This is a genomic window from Trichococcus shcherbakoviae (genome assembly GCF_963666195.1).
Classification (GTDB): domain Bacteria; phylum Bacillota; class Bacilli; order Lactobacillales; family Aerococcaceae; genus Trichococcus; species Trichococcus shcherbakoviae.
Map to the genome: position 1 here is coordinate 2,330,993 of NZ_OY762653.1, position 21,944 is coordinate 2,352,936.

The following is a 21,944-nucleotide window of genomic DNA, read 5'->3' on the forward strand; positions in this document are numbered from 1 at the left end:
CACGAAAGTTACTGAAAACAAAAACATACAAAAGATGTCACAAAGAGCATATGGCATTACTCAAAGCGAAATCGAGAGCGGGGCAGAATTGTCGAATGCTCGAGGAACATCCGATTATTTGACCCGGGCGCGGGACGAAATTGTCGAATGCTCAGTAACATTCGACAATTTGACCCCAGAACGAAGCGGAATTATCGAATATTCGAGGAACATTCGATAATTCCGCTCCTCAAGTATGCAAAAGACCCGGATCGGCATCAAATACCGATCCGGGTCTTTCAGGTTGGACTATCAAGGACGGTACTCTTAACGAACTCCGCGTACATTCTCGGCATCGAAGCTGAACAGGAAGCCGTTACCCGGCACATCCAACTGCATCTGATCGACAATGGCGGTTTCCACTGCAAGAGCGACCTCGGAGGTGACCAAGTTCATAATGATGTCTTTGCCGTTGTCGAGTTCGATCCCGAACACTTTTCGGCATTTATCCGCAAAAGCGCCAGTCCCGTGGAAAAGGGTGCCGCCGCGTGCGCCAGCCGCAGCCGCTGCTTCAACGACATCGTCACCCAATCCGCCGGCAACGAGCGTAAAGAAGACTTCATGACCGGAAGTTGGATGGGGATCTTTTTCATCCATATGCAGGCGTTCGCCATGCGTACCCAGCAAGTGTGAAATCGGACTTGTGAAGAGGATGCCACGATTCGGCAACTCGAAATGGAAAAGTGAGCTGATGTGTTCGACAGTAGGTTGCGTCTTATCGCGCGCGCAGACCATAAAGAGGATTTCTTTTTTTACTTCATAAAAACCGATTGTGCGCAATAAAGCGCTGGAAACCGTTCCGGAACCATGCAGGATGGTCCCTCCGGTGATGCCGCATTTTTTCGCTTCTTCAAGCACGCGGCTGGCTTTGCCGATGTTGACGACGACAAAAATGACATCGTAGAATCTTTTGTTTTCAACTTGTTCGGTCAATTAGAGACCCTCCTTTATACTGTTGCGCTGATAAATGGCGCCCAACAATTGCAACGAAATGATCGGCATCATCGCCACCATCGCAATCATCCCGAAGCCTTCCAAGAGCACGTTGGCATCCGGCGTGATTTCCGCAACACCCTGAATGAATGCCAGAATGAAAGTCGCCGTCATCGGGCCTGAAGCCACGCCGCCCGCATCAAAGGCAATCCCGACGAACAGCTTCGGAACTTTATAGGAGAGGGCAAGGATGATCAGATAACCGGGGACGAGATAGTGCCACAGTTGCAACCATGGTACGAGCACGCGCACGACCGACAACAAGACGGCCAGGCCGACGCCTATGGATAGGAAGCCCAGCACGATACCGCGCTTTACATACCCTGTTGTAACATCTTCAATTTGATGCGTCAATACATATACCGCAGGTTCCGCCAAAATGACCAATACCCCCAGCACAAAACCGACGATCAGGACCGGAATGGAGCTGTCCATTCCGGCAATCAGCATGCCGAGTTTGCGGCCGACTTCCATGAAGCCGGCATTCACGCCAGTCAGGAAAAGGACCAAACCGACGAACAGATAAGCCATCCCCAAGAAAATACGGCGGAAAGCACGTTTGGAGAGTTTCTCATCAGCGAAGAAGACATGGTTGAGCACGAAAATGATCAGAATCGGTGAAACGGCCAACAGGATTTCGCCCGCTATTTTCGGCAGCTCGTACAGGAATGGCGCAAGCCAATTGGCGGCGACTGCTTCGTGTCCGGGTATCGATCCCGAGAGCGGTTCGTCGGAACGGACGAACAATCCCAAAATCAATACGGCCAGAATGGCGCCAGACGAGGCTATTCCAACCAGACCGAAGCTGTCTGCCTCTGCTGATTGCGTCTGTCGATTCAGGGATGCGACGCCGACCGCCAACGCCAGCATGAAAGGCACTGTCAAAGCGCCGGTCGTCGATCCCGAAGCATCAAAAGCGATGGCGAACAGGTCGTTGGTGCTGAAGTAAGCTAAGCCAAAGATGGCCAGGTAGAGGATAGTGAAGGCCTTATTCAGCGGGTAACGGTAAACAATCCGGAAAAGACCGATTGTCAGCATAACGGCGATGCCAACGGAAACGACGATCAAAAGCAGGTTTTTCGGATACATGCCGTTTGTGACCTCGGAAACCTGCGTCGCTAAAATATGCAGATCCGGCTCCGCTATCGAAATGAAGAAGCCGAGCACAAGCCCCATTCCGAGCACGTATTTCATACTGTTGCTGCGGGCCAAGCCTCGCCCTAGAAATTTCCCGATTGGCGTTATGCCGAGATCCACGCCGAAAAGAAAGATGGATAAGCCGATGATGATCAAAAACGCCCCGAACAGGAAACGCTGCAGATCAATGGTTTCGAGCGGAGTCAAGGTGAAATGGAGCAGCACAACAAGCGCTGTGATCGGCAGCACGGACTGCAGGACTTCCCTTAATTTTTCTGTAAATATACTCATAGATTCAGTCCCTTCGTAGTGATGTTGTAATGTTGAAGAGTAATATTCATATATTAAACATAACATGCTAATTAATTAATAGGAAGCAAAAAGCACCTATTTGAACCGTATCGGACAACATCCTTATGGTTTCAGGAAAATTACCCAGCTCCGATAATCGCTTCCGACGGTCACAAGAACCAACCGTTTTATTTTGACTGAAGCGCTCCAAAGCATTAGAATAGAGGAAACAATAGGGTTTCTTGAAGATAGAGGATGATAAATATGAACATAAAAAACAAAAGCCTGCTGAAGACTGCCGTTTTGGCGGGCACAGCGGCCTATCTGCATCTCCAAAACACCTGGATCCAGAAGACCGAGTACACCATTCCGGTAAAGAATCTGGCGCCTGAAAACGAAGGGCTGAAGATAGTCCAGCTTTCCGATATCCATTTGCCGAAAGAAAAAGTCGATCTGAACAAGCTGATTGACATGACCAAAGCAGCGGATCCGGACTTTATCTTTCTTACTGGTGATCAGATTCAAGGGGATGGTACTTTTGATCCTTCAGTCGCGGAAAAACTGTTCCGGAAACTGACGGCGATTGCACCGACCTATGCCATAACAGGTAATCATGACCGCCATTCTCCGATGTTCACTATCGTGTTGGATTTGTACAAGCAGACAGGCATCCGTTTTCTGGACGATGAAGCAATCAGCGTCCTTGCAAAGGGTCGCAAGCCTATCGTGATCATGGGACTGAGCGACAAAAGCTCGGCCATTCAGAAAATCGCGAAGGACTTTCTGAAAAAGATCAGGCTGAGAAAAGATTGGCAAGGCCAAACATGTCTTTTGTTGGCGCACCGACCTGAACATTTTCTGAAGTACCATATCGATCCGGAGAAATCAGCTGATATCACCTTTGCTGGCCATGCTCATGGCGGCCAGATCCGCATCCCGAGATTGGGTGGGCTGTATGCTCCTGGACAAGGGCGGATGCCACGGCATACCGAAGGCGTTTATCTGTTGCCCACGGATCCGGAAAAGAAACTGGTCGTCAGCCGGGGCATCGGTGGGTCATCATTCCCGTTCCGCATCAACAACCGACCGGAAATGGTCATTGTGACCTTAACGAACGGCTCCACTTCAGAATCTTTGGAAATATGACCGTTTGGATTGGTTCGGGGAGGAAAGGAAAGTGTTTTTCCTCCGTTTTGTTTTGTAAGCGCATTAATAATTTTTGTGTTTCTGAGGAAATTGCGTTACACTTAAGGTAATAAGTAGAAGGAGTGTGGGTTATCATGGTGAAGAGCTTAATGGACAGAATGCCTTTGAATGATGGTTTTACAATCCCCGGAATCGGATACGGAACTTGGAACGTGAGCAATGATGAAGCTGAAGAGATGGTCTTCATGGCCATCATGCGTGGGTATCGCCTGATTGATACAGGCAGCATGTACGGAAACGAAGTCGGCGTAGGCCGCGGTATCCATAAAGCCATCAACGCAGGCATTTCCAGAGATGATATTTTTGTCGTGACCAAACTCGGTAAAGACGACATGGGCTTCGAAAAAGCAACAGACGCTATCCGTGCAAGCTACGACCGGCTCGGACTAAAGTACATTGATCTGTTCCTGATCCACTTCCCGAGCTCTGATGAAGGTGTAACTGCAGCCACTTGGAAAGCCTTGGAGGAAGCCAAGGATTCCGGAATCGTCCGCAGCATCGGCGTCTCCAACTTCATGCGTGGGGATCTGAAAGAACTATTGGAGAACTCCCGCATCAAACCAGTCGTGAACCAATTGGAAATCAATCCATTCAACCTCATGGAGGAAGTGGATGACTTCGGCTACGACAATAACATTATGACGATGGCCTACAGCCCATTGGCTAAGGGAAGAGCTTTGGAAGACGGCAAAGTTATGAAAATAGCTGAAAAATATAATAAAACACCGGCACAGATCATACTGAGATGGGCCGTACAACGCGACCTCATTCCGATTCCGAAAACAAAGGATGCCGACCGAATGAAGGAAAATCTTGATCTGTTCGATTTTAGTTTGACGGATGAGGAATTAGAAAGAATCACCCGCATCAAGAAAGACAGCAACTTCGTGAAGGGGCACCAAGACCACAATCTCGGTAAGAGAATCGGGGTCGACATCCGTAACAGTAAGTGATGCCAATCAAATCAAAGCTGGGGGCTTCCGAGTCTCCAGCTTTTCTTATGGGGGAAAGGGGTTATGGTTGAAAAATATGCAGAGCAAGGGTGGAATAAATGAATTTTTATTATGATGAAGAAGCGATCCGCTGTCTGAAGGCCAAGGATCCAATTCTAGCGGACGTCATCGATCGGATCGGACCGATCGAGCGGCCGATCGATGCGGATCTTTTTTCCGCGCTCGTCAACAATATCGTCGGCCAGCAGATTTCAATGAAAGCTCAGGAAACCGTCTGGAAAAGGATGCTTGCCGTTTTTGGGGCGATAACACCGGATCGCATCTGCCGGGCGAGCATCGAAGAAATACAGCAGTGTGGCCTATCGACCCGTAAAGCAACCTATATCCGTGAGGCTGCCGAGAAAGTCATTTCCGGTGCCTGTGATCTGGAGGCGCTGAAGGATATGAGTGACGAAGCGGTCATCGCCGAGTTGTCGCAGCTGCGCGGCATCGGTAAATGGACAGCCGAGATGTTGCTGATCTTCTCGATGGGTCGTCAGGATGTACTGAGCTGGGATGACCTCGCTATCCATCGCGGCTTGCGGATGGTTTATCATCACCGCAAAATCACCAAGCAACTGTTCCAGAAATACAAACGGCGTTTTGCGCCATACGGTTCGGTCGCGAGTCTCTATCTGTGGGAAGTGTCCGTCGGCGTCCTACCGGATCTGAAGGACTACGCGCCGCTGTCGGAAGCCGAAAAGCGAAAACGCCTGAAGCAGCGCCAAGAGCTGAAAAGGGCGGAAAAGCAACTGCTATAAATATGAGGAGAGCATCCCAGCTGCATCGGGATGCTTTTTTCTTTTCTGATGCGGTTTGTGCCCTAAAAAGGTGGTATCGCTAAGCAATCCGACCCCGATTAGTGTAGAATAGGGATAGAATGTTCAAAAGAAAACAACGAGTGAGGGGATAAAACCATGATCAGATTAGGCATCATCGGAACAAGCAGCATTGCGCATGCATTCGCAACAGCGGCCAAAGCATCCGGACAATTCGAAATAAAAGCGGTCTACAGCCGCAACCAGTTCACCGCCCAAAGCTTTGGAGAAGGCTACGGTGCGGATATTTTCGTCACGGACTTGGAAAAATTCACTGCCTTGGAGGAAGTCGATGCCATCTACATCGCATCACCGAATAGCCTCCATTTCCAGCAAGCCATGTCGGCCATCGCCAATGGCAAGCATCTCATCGTCGAAAAGCCGATCTTCTCGAATACAAAAGAATGGGAAGCTGCCTTCTCGGCGGCCAAAGCCAATAATGTCTTCCTGTTTGAAGCCGCTCGCCATCTGCATGAGCCAAACTTCGCGCTGGTCAAGAATGAAATCGCCAAATTGGGCGAAATCGACGGCGCCAGCTTCACTTATGCCAAATATTCCTCCCGCTACGACCAGGTTTTGGCCGGCGAGGAACCGAACATCTTCTCACTGAATTTTTCCGGTGGGGCACTCTCCGATTTGGGCGTGTACTTGCTGTATGCTGCCATCGCATGGTTCGGTGTGCCAGAGGAAGTCGATTATGCCGCCAAGAAAATCCAGACGGGCGTTGACGGAGCCGGCACGATGCTGCTGAAATATCCGTATTTCACAGCCAGCCTGCACACGTCAAAAATTTACAATTCCTTCGCCGATTCAGAAATATACAGTGCCAAAAAAACACTGATTCTCGATGGGGTCAATTTGATCCAATCGGTGGAACTGGTGGACGGCGAGACCAACGAACGGTACCAATTGGCCGAAAAAGCATCCGGACATTTTATGGATGATGAGGTCCGTGCATTCGCGCGCGTCTTGAATGATCCGGAAAATCCTGATACTATAGAAGACTATGAACGTTGGACGCAGATCAGCCGAGACGTCAACCGGACAATGGAAGCTCTGCGTAAAAAAGCAGGCATCGTTTACCCAGCGGATTTAGATGAGGCATAGGTCGGACGGATGCTTCCGCGCGAGGTATGCACCGCAGCCTAAAAACAGGCTGCATTATAAGAAATGAGGAAATAAATGATGATGATGGAAGAAATGGCAATGCCATTCGAAAAATACTGGCATGAGATGAGTTTTCAGCTGCCGACGCCGATCCAAGAAAATGTCTTCAAGCCATTGATGGAAGGCAAGGATGTTGTTGGGCTATCGCCGACCGGTACCGGCAAGACGTTGGCTTATGCTATCCCGTTGCTGCAAAAAACGGATGCCAACAAGGAATTGCAATTGTTGGTTCTCGTGCCTTCGCAGGAATTGGCGCACCAAGTAGGGCACGTTTTGGCTGAATGGGGTTCCCTGAAGGACTTGAGCGCGCAAGTGATCATCGGTGGCGCGAACGTTGGCCGTCAGATCGACAAGCTGAAGGAAAAGCCGGAAATCGTGGTCGGAACACCGGGACGATTGCTGGAATTGGCAAACCAGAAAAAACTGAAATTGCACAACATCAAGACGGTCATCCTGGATGAGGCGGACTATTTGATGCAGGAAGAACATCTGAGTGCCTTGCGCGAATTGATCAAAAAAACGCCGGGATCCCGCCAGATGGGCTTCTTCTCGGCTACGAACAGTGAGAATCTGAAGGACATCCAGAAATGGTTCAACACGGAGCCGCTTTGGTTCGACACAACCAAAGAAGGTCAGTTCATGGACCAGACTGTCCATGGCTTCATCGAGGCACCGACGCGGAAACGTGCGGAAATGCTGCGCCGTTTGGGCAACCTGGAAGGCATGCAGGCGCTTGTCTTCGTGAATTCTACGCAGGAACTTGATTATTTGGCGGGAAAACTGCAGTTCGAGGGCATCAATGTCCGCATGCTGCACAGCGATTACGGCAAGGCACAGCGTAAGAGCGCCATGGATGAATTCCGCAAAGGTAACGCGACGTTCCTGCTGACGACGGATGTTTCCGCCCGTGGGATTGACATCCAAGATCTGCCTTACGTCATCCATTACGATCTGCCGCTTTCGAAGGAAACCTATCTGCACCGCTCCGGACGTACGGGCCGGATGGGCAAAAAAGGGGTTGTACTGTCACTTGTTAATGACCGCAACAGCCGCGATATCAAACGCTTTGCGCCGCATCCGGATGAAGTAAAAGAATTCTTCATCTACGGCGGTGAGCTCGTCAACGAACTGCCGAGCCGCGAATCACGTGACGCTATCCGCGATGCGCAGAAACCGGCCGCAGCCAAAGCAGCTAAAATCCAGAAAAAAGTTGCCTTGAAAGAGGAGGAGACTGCGAAGGAAGCAGTTGCCAAAAAAACGAAAAAGAAAAAAATCCGCTCCAAAGATCAGAAAAACAAAGGCGCGCGCCGCAAGCCAACAGAAAAAAAGCCAACTGAATAATTGAAGAACTTTCCGCATTCTGCCGGAAGGACAGCCCCAAACCGCGCTTGCGGAGGCTGTCCGCGGCGAAGTGCGGATTTTTGCGTTCGGCGAGATGCGGGCCGGAACTCCAGCCAGTTGCGCGTTCACTAGTCCCAATAGGCAGAATTCCTTCCCCGGTCCGTTGCGGCGAACCGCTCGCACCTGTATAATCAAAGACAGAGAATGAATATGTATACGGAACAAAGTCCGCTATGCAGCACAAGAAAGGGGTGGGCGCTAACTATGGTCACCATCAATGACATCGCCAAAATGGCCGGTGTGGCGAAGAGCACCGTTTCCCGCTATCTGAACGGCGGGGCGGTCAGCGAAAAAACAAAGGCGAAGCTGGATGAGATTGTTGCCGAGAACGACTATAAACCGAATAAATTTGCCCAAAGCCTGAAAGCGAAGCGCACGCATATGGTCGGGACGATCATTCCGCGTCTGAATTCCTTTGCGACGAATGAAGCGTTGCGGGGCTTGGAGAACAGTTTGCGCCTTTCCAAAAACCAACTGTTGATCACGAATGCGGATCAGAGCCGCGAGCGCGAAATCGAAGCCATCTCCACCTTGGCGAAGCAGCGCGTCGACGGCATCGTCTTCTTCGCCGCTGCCATCACACCGGCTCATGTCAAGGCGTTCGAAGAGGCTGATGTTCCCGTCGTCATCGTCGGGCAATCGCATCCCGATTTCCACTGCATCATCCACGATGACGAGAAGGCGGGCCGTTCGGTCGGAGCGTACGCGGTTGCGAACGGACACAGGAACATTCTTGTCTTCGGGGTCGACGAATCCGATACGGCGGTCGGGGTGACCCGACGCAACGGCATCGAGCAGGCTTTCGAAGGCCATGATATCGACTATACCTTCGTCAAAACGAGCTTTGCCATGAAGGACGCCTACGAAAAGGCACTGGAAATCCTGCCGCAATCCAAAGCGACTTTCGTGATCGGCGCGACCGACAATATCGCGATCGGGATCATGCGCGCTGCGCATGAACTGCAGATTGAAATCCCCAACCAGCTTTCCTTAGCGGGGTTCGGCGGCTACGAAATCACCGAAGCGGTCTATCCGCGCATCACAACCGTCCATTATCCTTTCCAGGAGTCCGGAGAATTGGCGGCCAAAATTCTGATGGAATTGATTCTGGAAAAAGAAGTCGACCTGATCCAAACGCTGGATAACGAGTTGTTGATCAGGGAATCTACCCAAAAAAATGCTTAGACATAACTTAGGCAACGATCAATAAATAAAAACCGACACGCAACCTAATGCTTGCGTGTCGGTTTTTTGAGCCTTCCACAATACACAGGAGAAGCACAACCCTTCACAACCGCTTCAAAAAAAACGAAACTGAGAATCCGTACGTTTTCTCCACATTTTTATTGTCACCCTTTAAAAATACGGGTTTGCATCTATTTTTTGCGGTAACGTGTTCGATGTCTGCACGACCCATACTTACGACGACAAAATCGCCGCCATCCGCGCTGCGCAAAAGGCAGGTCTGACTGTCTGCAGCGGCGGCATCATCGGTTTGGGCGAGACGATGGAGGACCGCATCGATATGGTCATCGACCTGCGCGACGACTGACGGGACCATATAGACCCGCCTTCTCCTCTTCGCAATATCCTTTTGAATACAGCTGACAGAAGGGGTTATCTGTTGAATTATTGTTTATCGCGGTTGATTTGATAATTTAATTGCGGATTATTATATAATAAATGGATATTGTTTTTGAGGGGGAAGATCGGAAAAATGAATAATGCAAAAGGATTAAAAAAAGTTTTGGCGGTTCTGGGGGCGTTCGCTTTATTGGGACTGAGTGGCTGCGGCCAAGAAGAAACGGTAGAAACGGACAGCAGTGCACAGGAAACGACGGAACTGACCTCCGAAACGACGACTGAAGAAACGACCGAAGCAGCCGCTGAGGAACATTTGGATTATGAAAACCAGGATGAATGGGACTTCGAATCCGGCGCGATGCAATCCCCGATCAATATCGAAACGAATGCAACCGAAGCGATGACCACGGACGGTTCCTTGACATTGGACTATGCGGAGGAGATCATCGATGTGGTCGATAACGGGCACAGCATCGAAATCGAAGACGGCGGCCAAGCGACGATTGCCGGACGCGGTTTTGAATTGGCGCAATTCCATTTACATTCCCCGAGCGAGCACACGGTGGATGGGGAGAGTTTCCCGATCGAACTGCATTTTGTCCACAAGGCACAGGATGGCCGCTTAGCAGTCATCGCGGTCTTCTTTAAAGAAGGAACAGAAAATGCTGCTTTTCAGGCGATCCTGGATGATGTGCAGGCAAACGAAGAATCAGACGTTGCGAGCGGCCTCAGCCTGAACGTTGCCGAGCTGCTTCCAGCCAACAAAAGCTACTAACATTACCTAGGTTCCTTGACGACACCGCCGCTGACCGAAAATGTCGAGTGGTACGTGATGGCGAACCCTGTGGAAGTTTCCGCGGAACAAATTGCAGCCTTCAACGAATATTATCAAGGCAACAACAGAGAGGTCCAACCATTGGGCGAGCGTTCCGTTCTGAAATATGAAGAATAACGATCCTGTTTTGGCGATTTGAGCGCCTTGGCTGAAAAAGTTCCGTCCCCCCGATTCGTATTGGTGCGGGCGGAACTTTTTTGAATGCTCTGATCGAGGATGCAAAGGAATCCGTATCGTGATTACAACATACAGAAAGAACGGATACGGATGCACTTTTTTTGTTATAATTAAGGAAAAACGCGAGCAGGGGGAACGTAATGGGGGAAATAGCAGCAAAAGCCGCATCATTGATTTTGATCATCGTGATCGGCTACGTCATCAAACGGATCGGGTGGGTGAGCGCAGCTGATTTTCCGAAATTTTCGAAAATCGTACTGCGGATCACGTTGCCCTGCGCCCTGATCACCAGTTTCAACACGTTCGATATCACCTACAACTTGCTGTTTTTGACCGCAATCGGCCTCCTCGCTAACTTGATCCTGCAAATCACCGGATATCTGGTGAACCAACGGAAAGGCGGTATAGCGCAGGCTTTCGGAATCATCAACCTCGGCAGCTACAATGTCGGGGCCTTTGCGATGCCATATATCGCCGGATTGATGGGCCCGCAGTCGATCATTTTCGCATCCCTTTTCGATGTCGGCAATTCATTCGGAGCTGCCGGAATTGGCTATGGTTGGTCCCGTTCTGTTGCGGATGAGAAGCAAAAAACAACTTTAGGCGGCTTCCTCAAACTCATGTTTCTTTCGCCGTTGTTCGATACATACTTGATCCTGTTGCTGATGCGCCTCCTCGGGCTGCAATTACCGGATGAGGTCATCACCTTTACGTCCACGGTGGGCGGCGCCAACACATTCCTGGCGATGCTGATGATCGGAATCGGTTTGGAATTGGGCTTGGATGCGCACCGCTTCAAGCTGGCCTTCAAATACTTGGCCATCCGCTACGGCTTTTCGCTGATTTTCTCCATCCTGACCGTGCTCTTCCTGCCGGTATCAATGGTCGTGAAGACGATCCTCTGCATGCTGTTCTTTTCGCCGATCGCATCCATGGCGACCGGATTCACCGACGAAGCGGGCGGGGACGTCGAAACCTCCGCCTTCATGAATTCCGTTTCCATCCTGATCGGAATCTTCGCGCTGCCGCTCGTTTTGGCGGTCATGGGATAAAAATGTCAAATGAAAAAAATTCAAAACCATCCGTTCTTGTGTAGCGGGTGGTTTTTTGTTGGGCGGAATTTGTTTCCTCCGTCGAACGCAGGTTACGCCGGAGTTCGGCCCACATATGCCTCTTTTCCTCCGATGAGGGGGCGCTCGCCGAAGTTGGCCCTAAGATGTTACTGTCGTCCTCCGGTGAGCACCCCCTCGCCGGAGAAGGGCGCCGCACGTATCGTTCAGCTCCGGCCAACCTGGCCAGCAGCACAAACATATAACATCAACCTATAACTGAATATATCATTTAAGTGTTACTCTATAACATGATTCCATGGCATAATGGAACAACCTTCATCAATGAAAGGCATCAGCAAATATTGGGATAGCGTCGCAACTTTTGCACCGCTAGCTTTGAAAATAATAAAGAACTTGGAAAAGGAGGAACAGTAATGAAGAAAGAAACAAATCGTTGGGTGGTGCTGATCAGCTCGATGGGGATCTTGTTGTGCACCGGTATCGTCTACACGTTCAGTGTTTTCGCAGGACCTTTGGCGGAATTGCGGGGATGGGCGGTACCGGATATCATGATGGCGTTCGCAATCAACTCCGCAGTGGGGCCGATCCCGATGATCTTCGGCGGCTATTTTACGGACCGTGGCTGGGCAAAATGGATCGCCCGCATCGGCGTTGTGCTTTTCGGAATCAGCTTCGCTTTCACCGGGCAAGCGACGAGCATTTTTCAGTTGTACCTGATCTACGGAATCTTCGGCGGCTTTGCGCAGAACTTTGCCTATTCCGCCTGTCTCAGCAACACAATCCGCTTTTTCCCGGATAAAAAAGGCTTGGCTTCCGGTCTGATCACGGGGGGAATGGGCGGAGCGGCGATCATCGCGGCACCGATCGCGAACACGCTGATCGAACGCTACGGAGTCAGCCAAGCCTTCTGGCGCATGGGCTTGGCGTATGCGCTGATCGGATTCTTTTTCAGTCTTTTCATCCGCTCGGCACCGAAACAGGCAGTTCCACAAACGGCTGTGGCCTCCGAAAAGGCTCCAGCACCAGCAAAAACCATCACCGCAAACAAAAACTGGAAGGAAATGTTGGCGAGTCCCGCATTCTACCTGCTTATCCTGATGTTCGCGATGGGCGCCTTTTCCGGTCTGATGATTGCTTCGAACGCATCATTGATCGGGCAATCGATGTTCGGTTTGTCGGCATCGGCCGCTGCCGCTTATGTCAGCCTCTATTCCTTGAGCAACACGTCAGGCCGGGTATTCTGGGGCGCGATTTCTGATCGCATCGGCCAAATCCGCGCGGTCATCATCATCTACAGTGCCATCATTTTTGCCTTCATCCTGCTCGTCAGCGTCAACCAAGTGTGGGCCTTCGCTATCGGGATCGTCACCTTGGGCCTTTGCTTCGGCGGCGTGATGGGCGTCTTCCCGGGATTGGTCATGGATAACTTTGGTCCGGCGAATCAGGGCGTCAATTACGGCATCGTCTTCATCGGCTTTTCGAGCGCCGCATTCGTCGCTCCGAAAGTGACTGCGTCATTGGCTGCCGCGAACGACGGTGACTTCACGAAAGCCTTCTATGTCGCGATTGCCGTCGTCCTGCTGGGACTGGGCTTGAGCCTTGTCTATGCAAAAAGAAAAACTGTGGCCAAGCTTGCAGCGGAAACTGTTTAAAAGACACTTCATTGAAAATAGCCCGCGTTGAGGAGAGAAGTTCTCCTCAACACGGGCTATTTTTCTGAATGAAAAGAGTTGTGGCACACAATTTGCGAATAAGTGTCTACAAGTATTAAGCCCGTAAAGTTAGCGATCCGAGCAGAGGAGGCTTATAATCAAGATATAAATTAACCCGTTCCCACGACCATCTCCTGAGAGAATCCAGCCATTATGGATTCCATCGTTAGCTCCAGTGTACTTTTAGGAGGAGTGATTTATATGAAAAATAGAACGATGCTGGTGACCCTATTCAGCTTGATTTTTTTGGCGAGCTGCTCCGACACAATGGAATCGGGCCTGGATTCAGCAAAAAGCAGCCAAGAGAGCACGTCTCAAGCCAACAGCAAACCGGAAACAGACGCAGAAACCGCAAAAGAAAATCGGCCGCTGACTTTCGCGGATGAAGCGATTGAAGATTATGTGCGTAAATTGATCGGCAAAGAAGAGGGCGACCTGACTGCGAGCGATATCGAGTCGGTCGATGCGCTCTATCTGGGCAATAAAGATATCAACAGCATCAGCGGAATCGAACATTTTACGAACCTGCGGATACTGCATCTGAATGATACGCAAATTAATGACATCAGCGCGCTGGCCGGTTTGACGCAGCTGGAATATCTCGACATCAGCCGCACCCAAATCCAGGATCTCACAGCTTTAACGGATTTGGCGAAACTCAAAACCCTTTACCTCAACAACAACCAATTGGAGGACATCACAGCATTAGCCGGATTGAAGAAGCTTGAGGTGCTCTATCTGAATGACACACAAGTCGTTGATATCCGCCCGTTAGCCGACTTGACCGGCCTGCAGTCTCTGAAGCTGCGTAACACCGAAGTTGAAGATGTCGGAGTTGTAGCAGATTTGACCCAGTTACGCTATCTGAGCCTAGGGAACACCAAAGTCAAAGATCTCACGGCGCTATCGGGCTTGACGCAGCTGACTATCCTGGAACTGGACAATACACTCATCCGTGACACCGTAGCCTTAGCGGATTTGACGCAGTTGATGGAGTTGAACATGAGTGGGACTGAAATAGCCGATGTCAGCGCCTTGGCGGGTCTCGGCAATCTGCTGACGTTGGACCTTAGTGGCACAGAAATAAGCGACATTTCGCCACTGGCAGGACTGACGAAGCTGACGCGCTTGGATTTGAACGCCACAAAAATCGAGGACATCGGCAGTTTGGCGGGAATGACCGGGCTGACACATCTCGAAATCAGCGGAGCGCAAGTGAGCGACGTCGCTGCCTTGGCAAATATGACGGGATTGGTCTACCTAGACCTGGCCCAGAATAGAATCAGCACCATCGACAGCTTGGCCAGTCTCACCAAAATACGGCACTTGAATCTGTCTGGAAATCAGATAAGCGATATCACAGCATTAGCGGATTTGGCGGATCTGTGGTACCTCGATTTGAAGGGAAATCCAATCAGTGATATCGCACCTTTGTCGAGTTTGGCTAAGTTGGGGAAACTGCATATCAGCAAGGCGGACATCAATGCTGAACAACAAACAATGCTGCAGAGTGTTCTGCCGGACTGCGATATCAGTTGGTACGAATAAGCAGCCAACGCATCGGCTTTACTATCCGGACTGATCCAGCTGAAATGCAATAAACATCAACAATCATCTTACAATGAGCTTTTTGGGTAGAGGAGAGGGAACAATGCAATCAAATAAACGGAATAAGAACGGTTTGAAAATATTCATCAGTATTCTGGCAATTCTGGTGATCGGTGTCCTCGGGTATGTCTACTCGATCTATGCAAATGTGAAAGACACGATGGACACAGCTTATACGCCTGTCGAAGTCGAGACCTTCCGGACAACGAACACCGGTACGGAAGCCGACGCTTCGGAAACGGCTGATGAAGAAAGCGGAGCCGATGTTCGAGTATTAACACCATCTGAACTCCTGGAAGCCGGCGAGCCGGTTTCAATCCTATTGCTGGGCGTAGACACCGGTGATTTGGGCCGCACGGAACAGGGCCGTTCCGACTCAATGGTGGTTGTCACCATCAATCCGCATACGCAAAAGACGACACTGTTGAGCATCCCACGCGATACGTACACCGAAATAGTCGGTTACGGCACTTCCGACAAAATCAATCACGCCTATGCACTCGGAGGCACCGCGATGTCGATCAATACAGTGCAGCAGATGCTGGATATCCCGATCGATTTCTACGTGATGGTCAACATGGCGGGGATCCAGGAAATCGTGGATGCGGTCGGCGGCATCACTGTCGAGAGCCCGCTTGCCTTCAACCAGAACGGCTACGATTTCGTCCAAGGCACGAACCAATTGGATGGCGAGGCAGCGTTGGCGTTCGCACGCATGCGCTACGAAGATCCGGCCGGCGATACCGGTCGCCAAGGCAGACAACGCCAAGTCATTGAAGGCGTCATCCGCAAATTGGCGACACCGGAAACCTTGCTGAACTACCAGGCGGTCTTAGAAACTCTTTCAGCCAACATGCAGACAAGCTTCCAACTGTCCGATTTCTACACGCTCCAAAATCAGGATTACCTCGGCGCGGTAGGCAACATCGAACAGCAGCAACTCGGCGGTACAGGCGATATGATGAACGACATCTACTACAATTTCGTGGATGAAGCCGAACTGACGCGCGTCCGCGACCTGCTGCAGATCGAATTGGAATTGGAATAGCCTGGAAACAGGGAGACTTCTTAAAATACGAGAAAGAGCAACAGTTCGGGATCTAGTTTGCTGGTTCGACGGCAGAAGACGGTATATTACGTGGCAAAGTCCTAAACTGTACGTACCAGAATTGGTGTGGGGATGGCTTGCCGTCACCAGTGATCCAGTCGCGGCCGAGTGGAAAGTGGTTGAATGATGAATGAAAGAATCTGCGCAGCTTCATTCGCAGCTCCCTGCTCCGGTGAGGGGTGTGCTCCCCGGAGGACGCCGGTAACTCGTGGGCTTCAACTCCGGGGGGCACCGTCTCCTCGGAGGACAAGACTTAAATGCAGGTTGAACTCCGGCGAAGCCTGCGTTCATCGGAGGAGCGGGCGCCAGCCGCCCCCCGACTACAAATAAAAAAACTTCCAGCTAATCGTTCAGAATAGCTGGAAGTTTTTTTGCATGCCTCTGTAAGATTTATCGGATAGCCCGCATACTAATCAGCTCGACGTCGCAGGCCAAATGACCCGCAGAAACGGTTTGCTCGTACATCAGATCGGTGGAGAGGTATTTCTTGTTGTCGTCGGCAAAAACGGTCGCGACAACGGCATCCTTATTACCCAGCAGGTCCTGCGCTTTCAGGACGCCCAAGAAGTTGGCGCCCGATGAGATGCCAACGCCTAAGCCGAGCACGCGCGCGAGTTTGCGGGACATGTTGATGGCATCGCAGTCATCGATCAATAGGATGTTGTCCAGTTGATCCAGTTTGACGATGGCCGGCACGAACTCGTCGCCGATGCCGAAAATTCGGTGCGGGCCGACGACTTTTCCGCAAGTCGCCATCGTCGGGGAAGAGGCCGGATCGAGCGGGAAGGCCAGGCAATCCGGGTAGCTTTCCTGCAGAATATCTTTGACGCCCATCAGCGTTCCGCCGGTACCGACGCCGGCGACGAAGCCTTGCGGTCTTTTGCCCAAAGCCGCCAGTTGGGCCAGAATCTCTTTCCCGGTCGTTGCATAGTGGGCAGCGCAATTTTCAGGGTTGGAGAATTGATGGGGAAGGAATGTGCCTTCGGTTTCGCCCATCCGGTCGGCGAGGGCGATCGAGCCGGTGAAGCCGCCTTCCGCTTTGGAAACGAGCCGAATCGTTGCGCCGAAACTTTCGATCAGGTTGATCCGCTCCTTGCTCATCCAGTCGGGCATGAATATCGTGACCGGATTGCCCAGGTAGGCCCCAATCGCAGCAAAAGCGATGCCTGTGTTGCCGCTGGTCGCCTCCGCAATCGGCATGCCTTCAGCTATGGCGCCTGTTTCGTACGCCTGGCGGAGAATGTGGCAGGCGACGCGGTCTTTGATGCTGCCGGAGTAATTGTAGTATTCCGTCTTCGCGTATACGATCCGCGGTTCGCCTTTGTAAAGCAAGGAAATTTCCAGCATTGGGGTGTGGCCGATCAAAGCCGCCAAACCATCAAATTTTTCGGACATTTTTTCATTTATCGTCATGGTCAAAAAACCTCCCATTCCTATGTCATGTCGTTCTTTGCCTTCATTTTAACGCTTTTGCCAAGGAAAGGCCATCGCCAGCCGATCCATAAAAAATACAAAACAATTTTTTAGAAAACGCTTGACTTTATCTTTGAAAGGGTTTACTATTCATATCAAGAGGAACCGGTTTCACCAATACAGAAAACCTGCTCCTTATCATTTTGGGCCGGGAAGGAACCGGTTCCGAAGCGAGGCGAAACAAAGCTTTTATTGCACTTATTCTTAGGAACAACAGATCAAAAAAAGGAAGGAGAAAAAAACAGATCACCAAAAAATTGCAGGAGAAGTGTTGACGGATACCGGTGTGGAAATGGGATAGGGTGCCGAGCAAAAGCGTCGCCAGCTTGGAAGAAAAAAAGAGCTTTAGGAACTTCCTGCCGCTTGCTAAAGTTGGCAATCCGAAAGCTACACCGATCATGTGCGCGATCCGAAAGCATAGGAGCAGCAGAGCAATTATCACGTCGCAATAGGTGTCCAATGCACCGAAAAAACTGGCGCGATTCTGATTTACCGATCCAGAAAATACTAAAAAAAATTTTTGAGAAAACGCTTGACATTATTTTTGAAAGGGTTTACTATTCAGTTGTAGAGGAACCGGTTCCGTTCGGTGTGTTTTGATATCAGAGAGCTTTTGTTTCTTAGAAGTGAACATGAAATTATTTAGCTACTATTTATACCTTCAACGAAGATGGAAGCTTAATGAAACTCATGACGTGAGCACATTTTTTACCCGAAATGGAACAGGTACATAACCATAGGCTCTATAGAATCGCTACAAGAAAAAAATTGGATTGTTACTAGGGGTAGATCTAAAAAAAAGGAGGAATTATTAATGAAAAATGAACAAACCATCAAAGACATTCTTGACGCTGTGGGAGGCCAGGATAATGTCAAAAATTTTGAACACTGTGCTACAAGACTTCGAATTATCTTAAGAGATAACAGCAAGGTGAGCAAGGAAAAAGCGGAAGCTGTCACTGGAAGCAAAGGTTACTTCTTTAATACAGGACAACACCAGTTTATTTTCGGAACTGGAAAGGTAAATGAAGTCTATTCTGAATTTAAGCAATATACAAAGATGGATGAATCAGCGGATACAGCGTTTAAAGAAGACGTTTACTCCAACATGACTCCCGTTCAGAGAGTCGTTCGAACTTTGGCGGATATTCTAATTCCTCTAATTCCTGCACTGGTTACAACGGGACTATTAATGGGTTTAAGAGGACTTCTTGTGGAGCTGGGTGTAGAATTTAGTCCATTTATGTTGAGCATGTTCCAGATGCTGACAGATACCGCATTTGCTTTCCTACCAGTACTTATTGCCTATAGTGCCACTCGTAAATTTGGTGGAAATCCCATCATCGGTATCGTAGTTGGCCTTATGATGGTATCTCCTAATTTGCCTAATGCTTGGGCTGTAGCCGGTGGAAGCGCTGAAGCAATCAACGTTTCTTTCTTAGGACTTAATATTCCTATTGTAGGTTATCAAGGATCTATCATCCCCGCTATCGTAGCAGGGTATCTAATATCAAGAATTGAGAAAGAGCTACGAAAAGTTGTTCCTCAAATCATCGACCTGATTGTAACGCCGTTTGTAACATTAACAGTAACCATTTTTCTAATGCTCTTTATCTTAGGTCCTATCACTCATACATTCGAGATTGCAGTCAGTGACTTTATCGTCATGCTGATCAATGCACCTTTAGGTATTGGATATATCCTTTTTGGCGCACTTCAACAACTCTTGGTTATTACAGGCCTTCATCACACTTTATCAATCATTGAGCTTCAGTTACTTGCCGATACGGGTGAAAATGTGCTGAATCCACTTATGACAGCCAGTATGGCTGGACAATTAGGGGCAGCAATCAGTGCAGCTTTACTAATGAATGTTAAACTAAAGAGAACTAACGCTATTTCTTCTTCCACATCTACCTTATTTGGAATTACAGAACCTCTTCTCTTCGGTGTGAATCTGAGAAGTTTGAGAATACTGGTTTCCGGCATGTTGGGAGGAGCTGTGGGTGGTCTGCTTACGTATATCTTTGGCCTATCTGCTACAGGTATGGGAATCACCTTTATTCCTGGACTGTTGCTTTACACCAGTAGTTTCGCATCTATGATCCAGTACCTAGTTGTCATTGTAGGAGCATTTGTGACAGGGTTCATTGCTGTGAAAGTACAGTCGAATAAAATTTCAGAGCAGCTTAATTTAGATTAATTAAATAAAGAAAGAGGGGAGTGCCTCAGAACCAGAAAATCCTTTTCTGGTTCTGAGGCACTCCCTTTTCTAGGTTTATGGGCAGACCTACCCCGCCAAACCGCAAATAAGAGGCTGCCTCCTATTGAGACACCCCCTTCTAACGTGCGCCCGGAACGGGTGATAACTTTGTGGTGAAAGTCCATCTCAGGCTTTAATGAAGAAAGCAACAAATCGTTGGGTGGTACTGATAATGTGGACCCAATGTCAAGGACATTCAAAAAAAGAGACTTTATGCAGCACTCAATAAAACCTGCTCCCTGTAATTGTCGGAAGTTCCTTCTTTTTCCTTCCACATGACTATCTTCAGCCTCAGCGGATTACGCGGAGGCCGAATCGAGCGGAAAGGCCATCGTCAGCCGATCTATAAAAAATACAAAATAAATTTTTAGAAAACGCTTGACTTTATCTTTGAAAGGGTTTACTCTTCTTATTAAGAGGAACCGGTTTCACCAACACTGAAAACCTGCTCCTTATCGTTTTGAACCGAAAAGGAACCGGTTCCGCATGGAAGCGAAGTATTGTTATTATTGCACTTATTCTTAGGCAGAACAGATTAAAGGGAAGAGGGAGAAAAAATGGATTACAAAAAGATTGCAGAAGAATTGTTGATGGACATCGGTGGAAAAGACAACGTACAGGCGGCGACGCACTGCGCAACACGTTTACGCTTGGTTTTGAAAGATGAAAGCAAGGTCGACCAAGCGGGATTGGACGCACGCGACGAAGTCAAAGGGACTTTCTCCACAGCGGGTCAATACCAGATCATTCTGGGTTCCGGAACAGTCAATGAAGTCTACAAAGAATTCATCAAAATGGCTGGCATCGACGCCATGAGCAAAGAGGAAGTCAAAACAGCCGGCTCGCAAAAATTGAACCCGATCCAACAAGGCGTCAAGATGCTTTCAGATATCTTCGTACCGATCATCCCGGCCATCGTAGCTTGTGGTTTGATGATGGGATTGAACAACGTATTCACGGCACCGGATTTGTTTGTTACCGGAAAATCGCTGATTGAAGCTTATCCGGCCATCGAAGGTTTTGCAGCGATGATCAACACTTTCTCCAACGCGGCATATGTCTTCCTTCCAGTCCTGATCGGTTTCAGCGCAACGCAGAAATTCGGCGGAAATCCATACTTGGGAGCTGTTTTGGGGATGTTGATGGTCCACCCGGATCTTGTCAATGCCTACGCCTATCCATCAGTTTTGGCTGCAGGCGAAGTGCCTTTCTGGAATATCTTCGGCTTCGAAATCGCGAAAGTCGGTTACCAAGGAACAGTACTGCCGATCTTATTCGCATCTTACATCTTGGCAAAAATCGAAACTTTCTTGCACAAACGCGTGCACACATCATTGGATAACCTGGTCACACCGCTGTTCGCTATAATCAGCACTGGCTTCCTGACTTTCACTTTGGTGGGACCTCTGACGCGCACGCTCGGCGACGTGATGACAAACAGCCTTGTATGGTTGTATGACACAACAGGTGCCATCGGCGGAGCCATCATCGGTTTCTTCTACGCTCCACTGGTCGTTACCGGTATGCACCACAGCTTCATCGCTGTCGAAACGCAATTGTTGGCTGATATCGCCAAAACAGGGGGTACGTTCATCTTCCCGATCGCCGCTATGTCAAACGTGGCTCAAGGAGCTGCCGCATTGGCGATGTTCTTCATTATCAAGGAACAAAAAGCGAAAAGCTTGGCTTCCGCTTCCGCCATCTCTGCTTACTTGGGAATCACTGAGCCTGCCATGTTCGGTATCAACTTGAAATACCGCTACCCGTTCTACGCAGCAATGATCGGTTCTGGTGTCAGCAGCGCGTTCATCTCCTTCTTCAAGGTTAAAGCGATCGCAATGGGCGCAGCCGGCCTGCCGGGCGTCATCTCGATCAAACAAGAAGACTTGTGGATCTACGTCTTGGGCATGCTGATTGCGACACTCACGACAGTATCCATGACCTATGTCTTAAGCAAACGCGACTGGACAAAAGACGAAGCGAAAAAAAGAAATGAAGAACAAGTTCCTTCAACTTTGAATAAGGAAACACTGTGACCCAATCGGTCTAATTTCCGAGAGGCAGGCT

16 protein-coding genes and 1 pseudogene are annotated in these 21,944 nt (G+C 49.5%); 14 read left to right on the forward strand and 3 right to left on the reverse strand.

Annotation, left to right across the window (positions count from 1 at the left end; translation table 11 throughout):
• Window positions 1-306: 306 nt before the first annotated feature.
• Together ACKPBX_RS11145 and ACKPBX_RS11150 are read right to left on the reverse strand one after the other, a co-directional pair.
• Window positions 307-972 (reverse strand): hypothetical protein, encoded by a 666-nt coding sequence (locus tag ACKPBX_RS11145; RefSeq protein WP_319995396.1) that lies wholly within the window; start codon window positions 970-972, stop codon window positions 307-309.
• The gene (locus ACKPBX_RS11150; protein WP_319995397.1) at window positions 973-2,460 is read right to left on the reverse strand and encodes a DUF1538 domain-containing protein; all 1,488 of its coding nucleotides are present in this window, start codon (window positions 2,458-2,460) and stop codon (window positions 973-975) included. It lies immediately after the preceding gene.
• Window positions 2,461-2,724: 264 nt separating this feature from the next.
• On the opposite strand from ACKPBX_RS11150, the gene ACKPBX_RS11155 reads away from it, so the two are divergent.
• From ACKPBX_RS11155 to ACKPBX_RS11210, 12 genes and pseudogenes are all read left to right on the forward strand, one after another.
• Complete coding sequence (locus ACKPBX_RS11155) at window positions 2,725-3,606, forward strand: metallophosphoesterase (RefSeq protein WP_319995398.1); 882 nt, start codon at window positions 2,725-2,727, stop codon at window positions 3,604-3,606.
• A 134-nt stretch (window positions 3,607-3,740) separates the two neighbouring features.
• On the forward strand, window positions 3,741-4,619 hold the full coding sequence (locus ACKPBX_RS11160) for an aldo/keto reductase (protein ID WP_319995399.1): 879 nt from the start codon (window positions 3,741-3,743) through the stop codon (window positions 4,617-4,619).
• Window positions 4,620-4,717: 98 nt separating this feature from the next.
• The gene (locus tag ACKPBX_RS11165) at window positions 4,718-5,419 is read left to right on the forward strand and encodes a DNA-3-methyladenine glycosylase family protein (RefSeq protein WP_319995400.1); all 702 of its coding nucleotides are present in this window, start codon (window positions 4,718-4,720) and stop codon (window positions 5,417-5,419) included.
• 156 nt (window positions 5,420-5,575) lie between these two features.
• Window positions 5,576-6,583, forward strand: coding sequence for a Gfo/Idh/MocA family protein (locus tag ACKPBX_RS11170; RefSeq protein WP_319995401.1), 1,008 nt, complete (start codon window positions 5,576-5,578; stop codon window positions 6,581-6,583).
• Between the two features lie 75 nt (window positions 6,584-6,658).
• On the forward strand, window positions 6,659-7,984 hold the full coding sequence (locus tag ACKPBX_RS11175) for a DEAD/DEAH box helicase (protein WP_319995402.1): 1,326 nt from the start codon (window positions 6,659-6,661) through the stop codon (window positions 7,982-7,984).
• Window positions 7,985-8,248: 264 nt separating this feature from the next.
• Window positions 8,249-9,229: a LacI family DNA-binding transcriptional regulator gene (locus tag ACKPBX_RS11180; protein WP_319995403.1), complete on the forward strand. Its 981-nt coding sequence runs from the start codon at window positions 8,249-8,251 to the stop codon at window positions 9,227-9,229.
• A gap of 208 nt (window positions 9,230-9,437) precedes the next feature.
• Window positions 9,438-9,596 carry a hypothetical protein gene (locus tag ACKPBX_RS11185; RefSeq protein ID WP_218142798.1) on the forward strand — a complete coding sequence of 53 codons (159 nt, stop codon included), beginning with the start codon at window positions 9,438-9,440 and terminating at the stop codon, window positions 9,594-9,596.
• 390 nt (window positions 9,597-9,986) lie between these two features.
• Window positions 9,987-10,580 (forward strand): annotated as a pseudogene (locus ACKPBX_RS11190) (carbonic anhydrase).
• Window positions 10,581-10,780: 200 nt separating this feature from the next.
• Complete coding sequence (locus ACKPBX_RS11195; protein ID WP_319995404.1) at window positions 10,781-11,692, forward strand: AEC family transporter; 912 nt, start codon at window positions 10,781-10,783, stop codon at window positions 11,690-11,692.
• A gap of 434 nt (window positions 11,693-12,126) precedes the next feature.
• Entirely contained in the window at window positions 12,127-13,365 is a 1,239-nt protein-coding gene (locus ACKPBX_RS11200) for an L-lactate MFS transporter (RefSeq protein ID WP_119092650.1), read from the forward strand.
• Window positions 13,366-13,626: 261 nt separating this feature from the next.
• On the forward strand, window positions 13,627-14,973 hold the full coding sequence (locus ACKPBX_RS11205; protein WP_319995405.1) for a leucine-rich repeat domain-containing protein: 1,347 nt from the start codon (window positions 13,627-13,629) through the stop codon (window positions 14,971-14,973).
• A 103-nt stretch (window positions 14,974-15,076) separates the two neighbouring features.
• The gene (locus ACKPBX_RS11210; RefSeq protein WP_319995406.1) at window positions 15,077-16,081 is read left to right on the forward strand and encodes an LCP family glycopolymer transferase; all 1,005 of its coding nucleotides are present in this window, start codon (window positions 15,077-15,079) and stop codon (window positions 16,079-16,081) included.
• A 450-nt stretch (window positions 16,082-16,531) separates the two neighbouring features.
• On the opposite strand, the gene ACKPBX_RS11215 is transcribed toward ACKPBX_RS11210, so the two are convergent.
• Entirely contained in the window at window positions 16,532-17,554 is a 1,023-nt protein-coding gene (locus ACKPBX_RS11215) for a PLP-dependent cysteine synthase family protein (protein WP_319995407.1), read from the reverse strand.
• 874 nt (window positions 17,555-18,428) lie between these two features.
• On the opposite strand from ACKPBX_RS11215, the gene ACKPBX_RS11220 reads away from it, so the two are divergent.
• Window positions 18,429-19,817 (forward strand): PTS transporter subunit EIIC, encoded by a 1,389-nt coding sequence (locus ACKPBX_RS11220; protein WP_086628625.1) that lies wholly within the window; start codon window positions 18,429-18,431, stop codon window positions 19,815-19,817.
• Between the two features lie 617 nt (window positions 19,818-20,434).
• Window positions 20,435-21,913 carry a sucrose-specific PTS transporter subunit IIBC gene (locus ACKPBX_RS11225; RefSeq protein ID WP_319995408.1) on the forward strand — a complete coding sequence of 493 codons (1,479 nt, stop codon included), beginning with the start codon at window positions 20,435-20,437 and terminating at the stop codon, window positions 21,911-21,913.
• Window positions 21,914-21,944 lie beyond the last annotated feature (31 nt).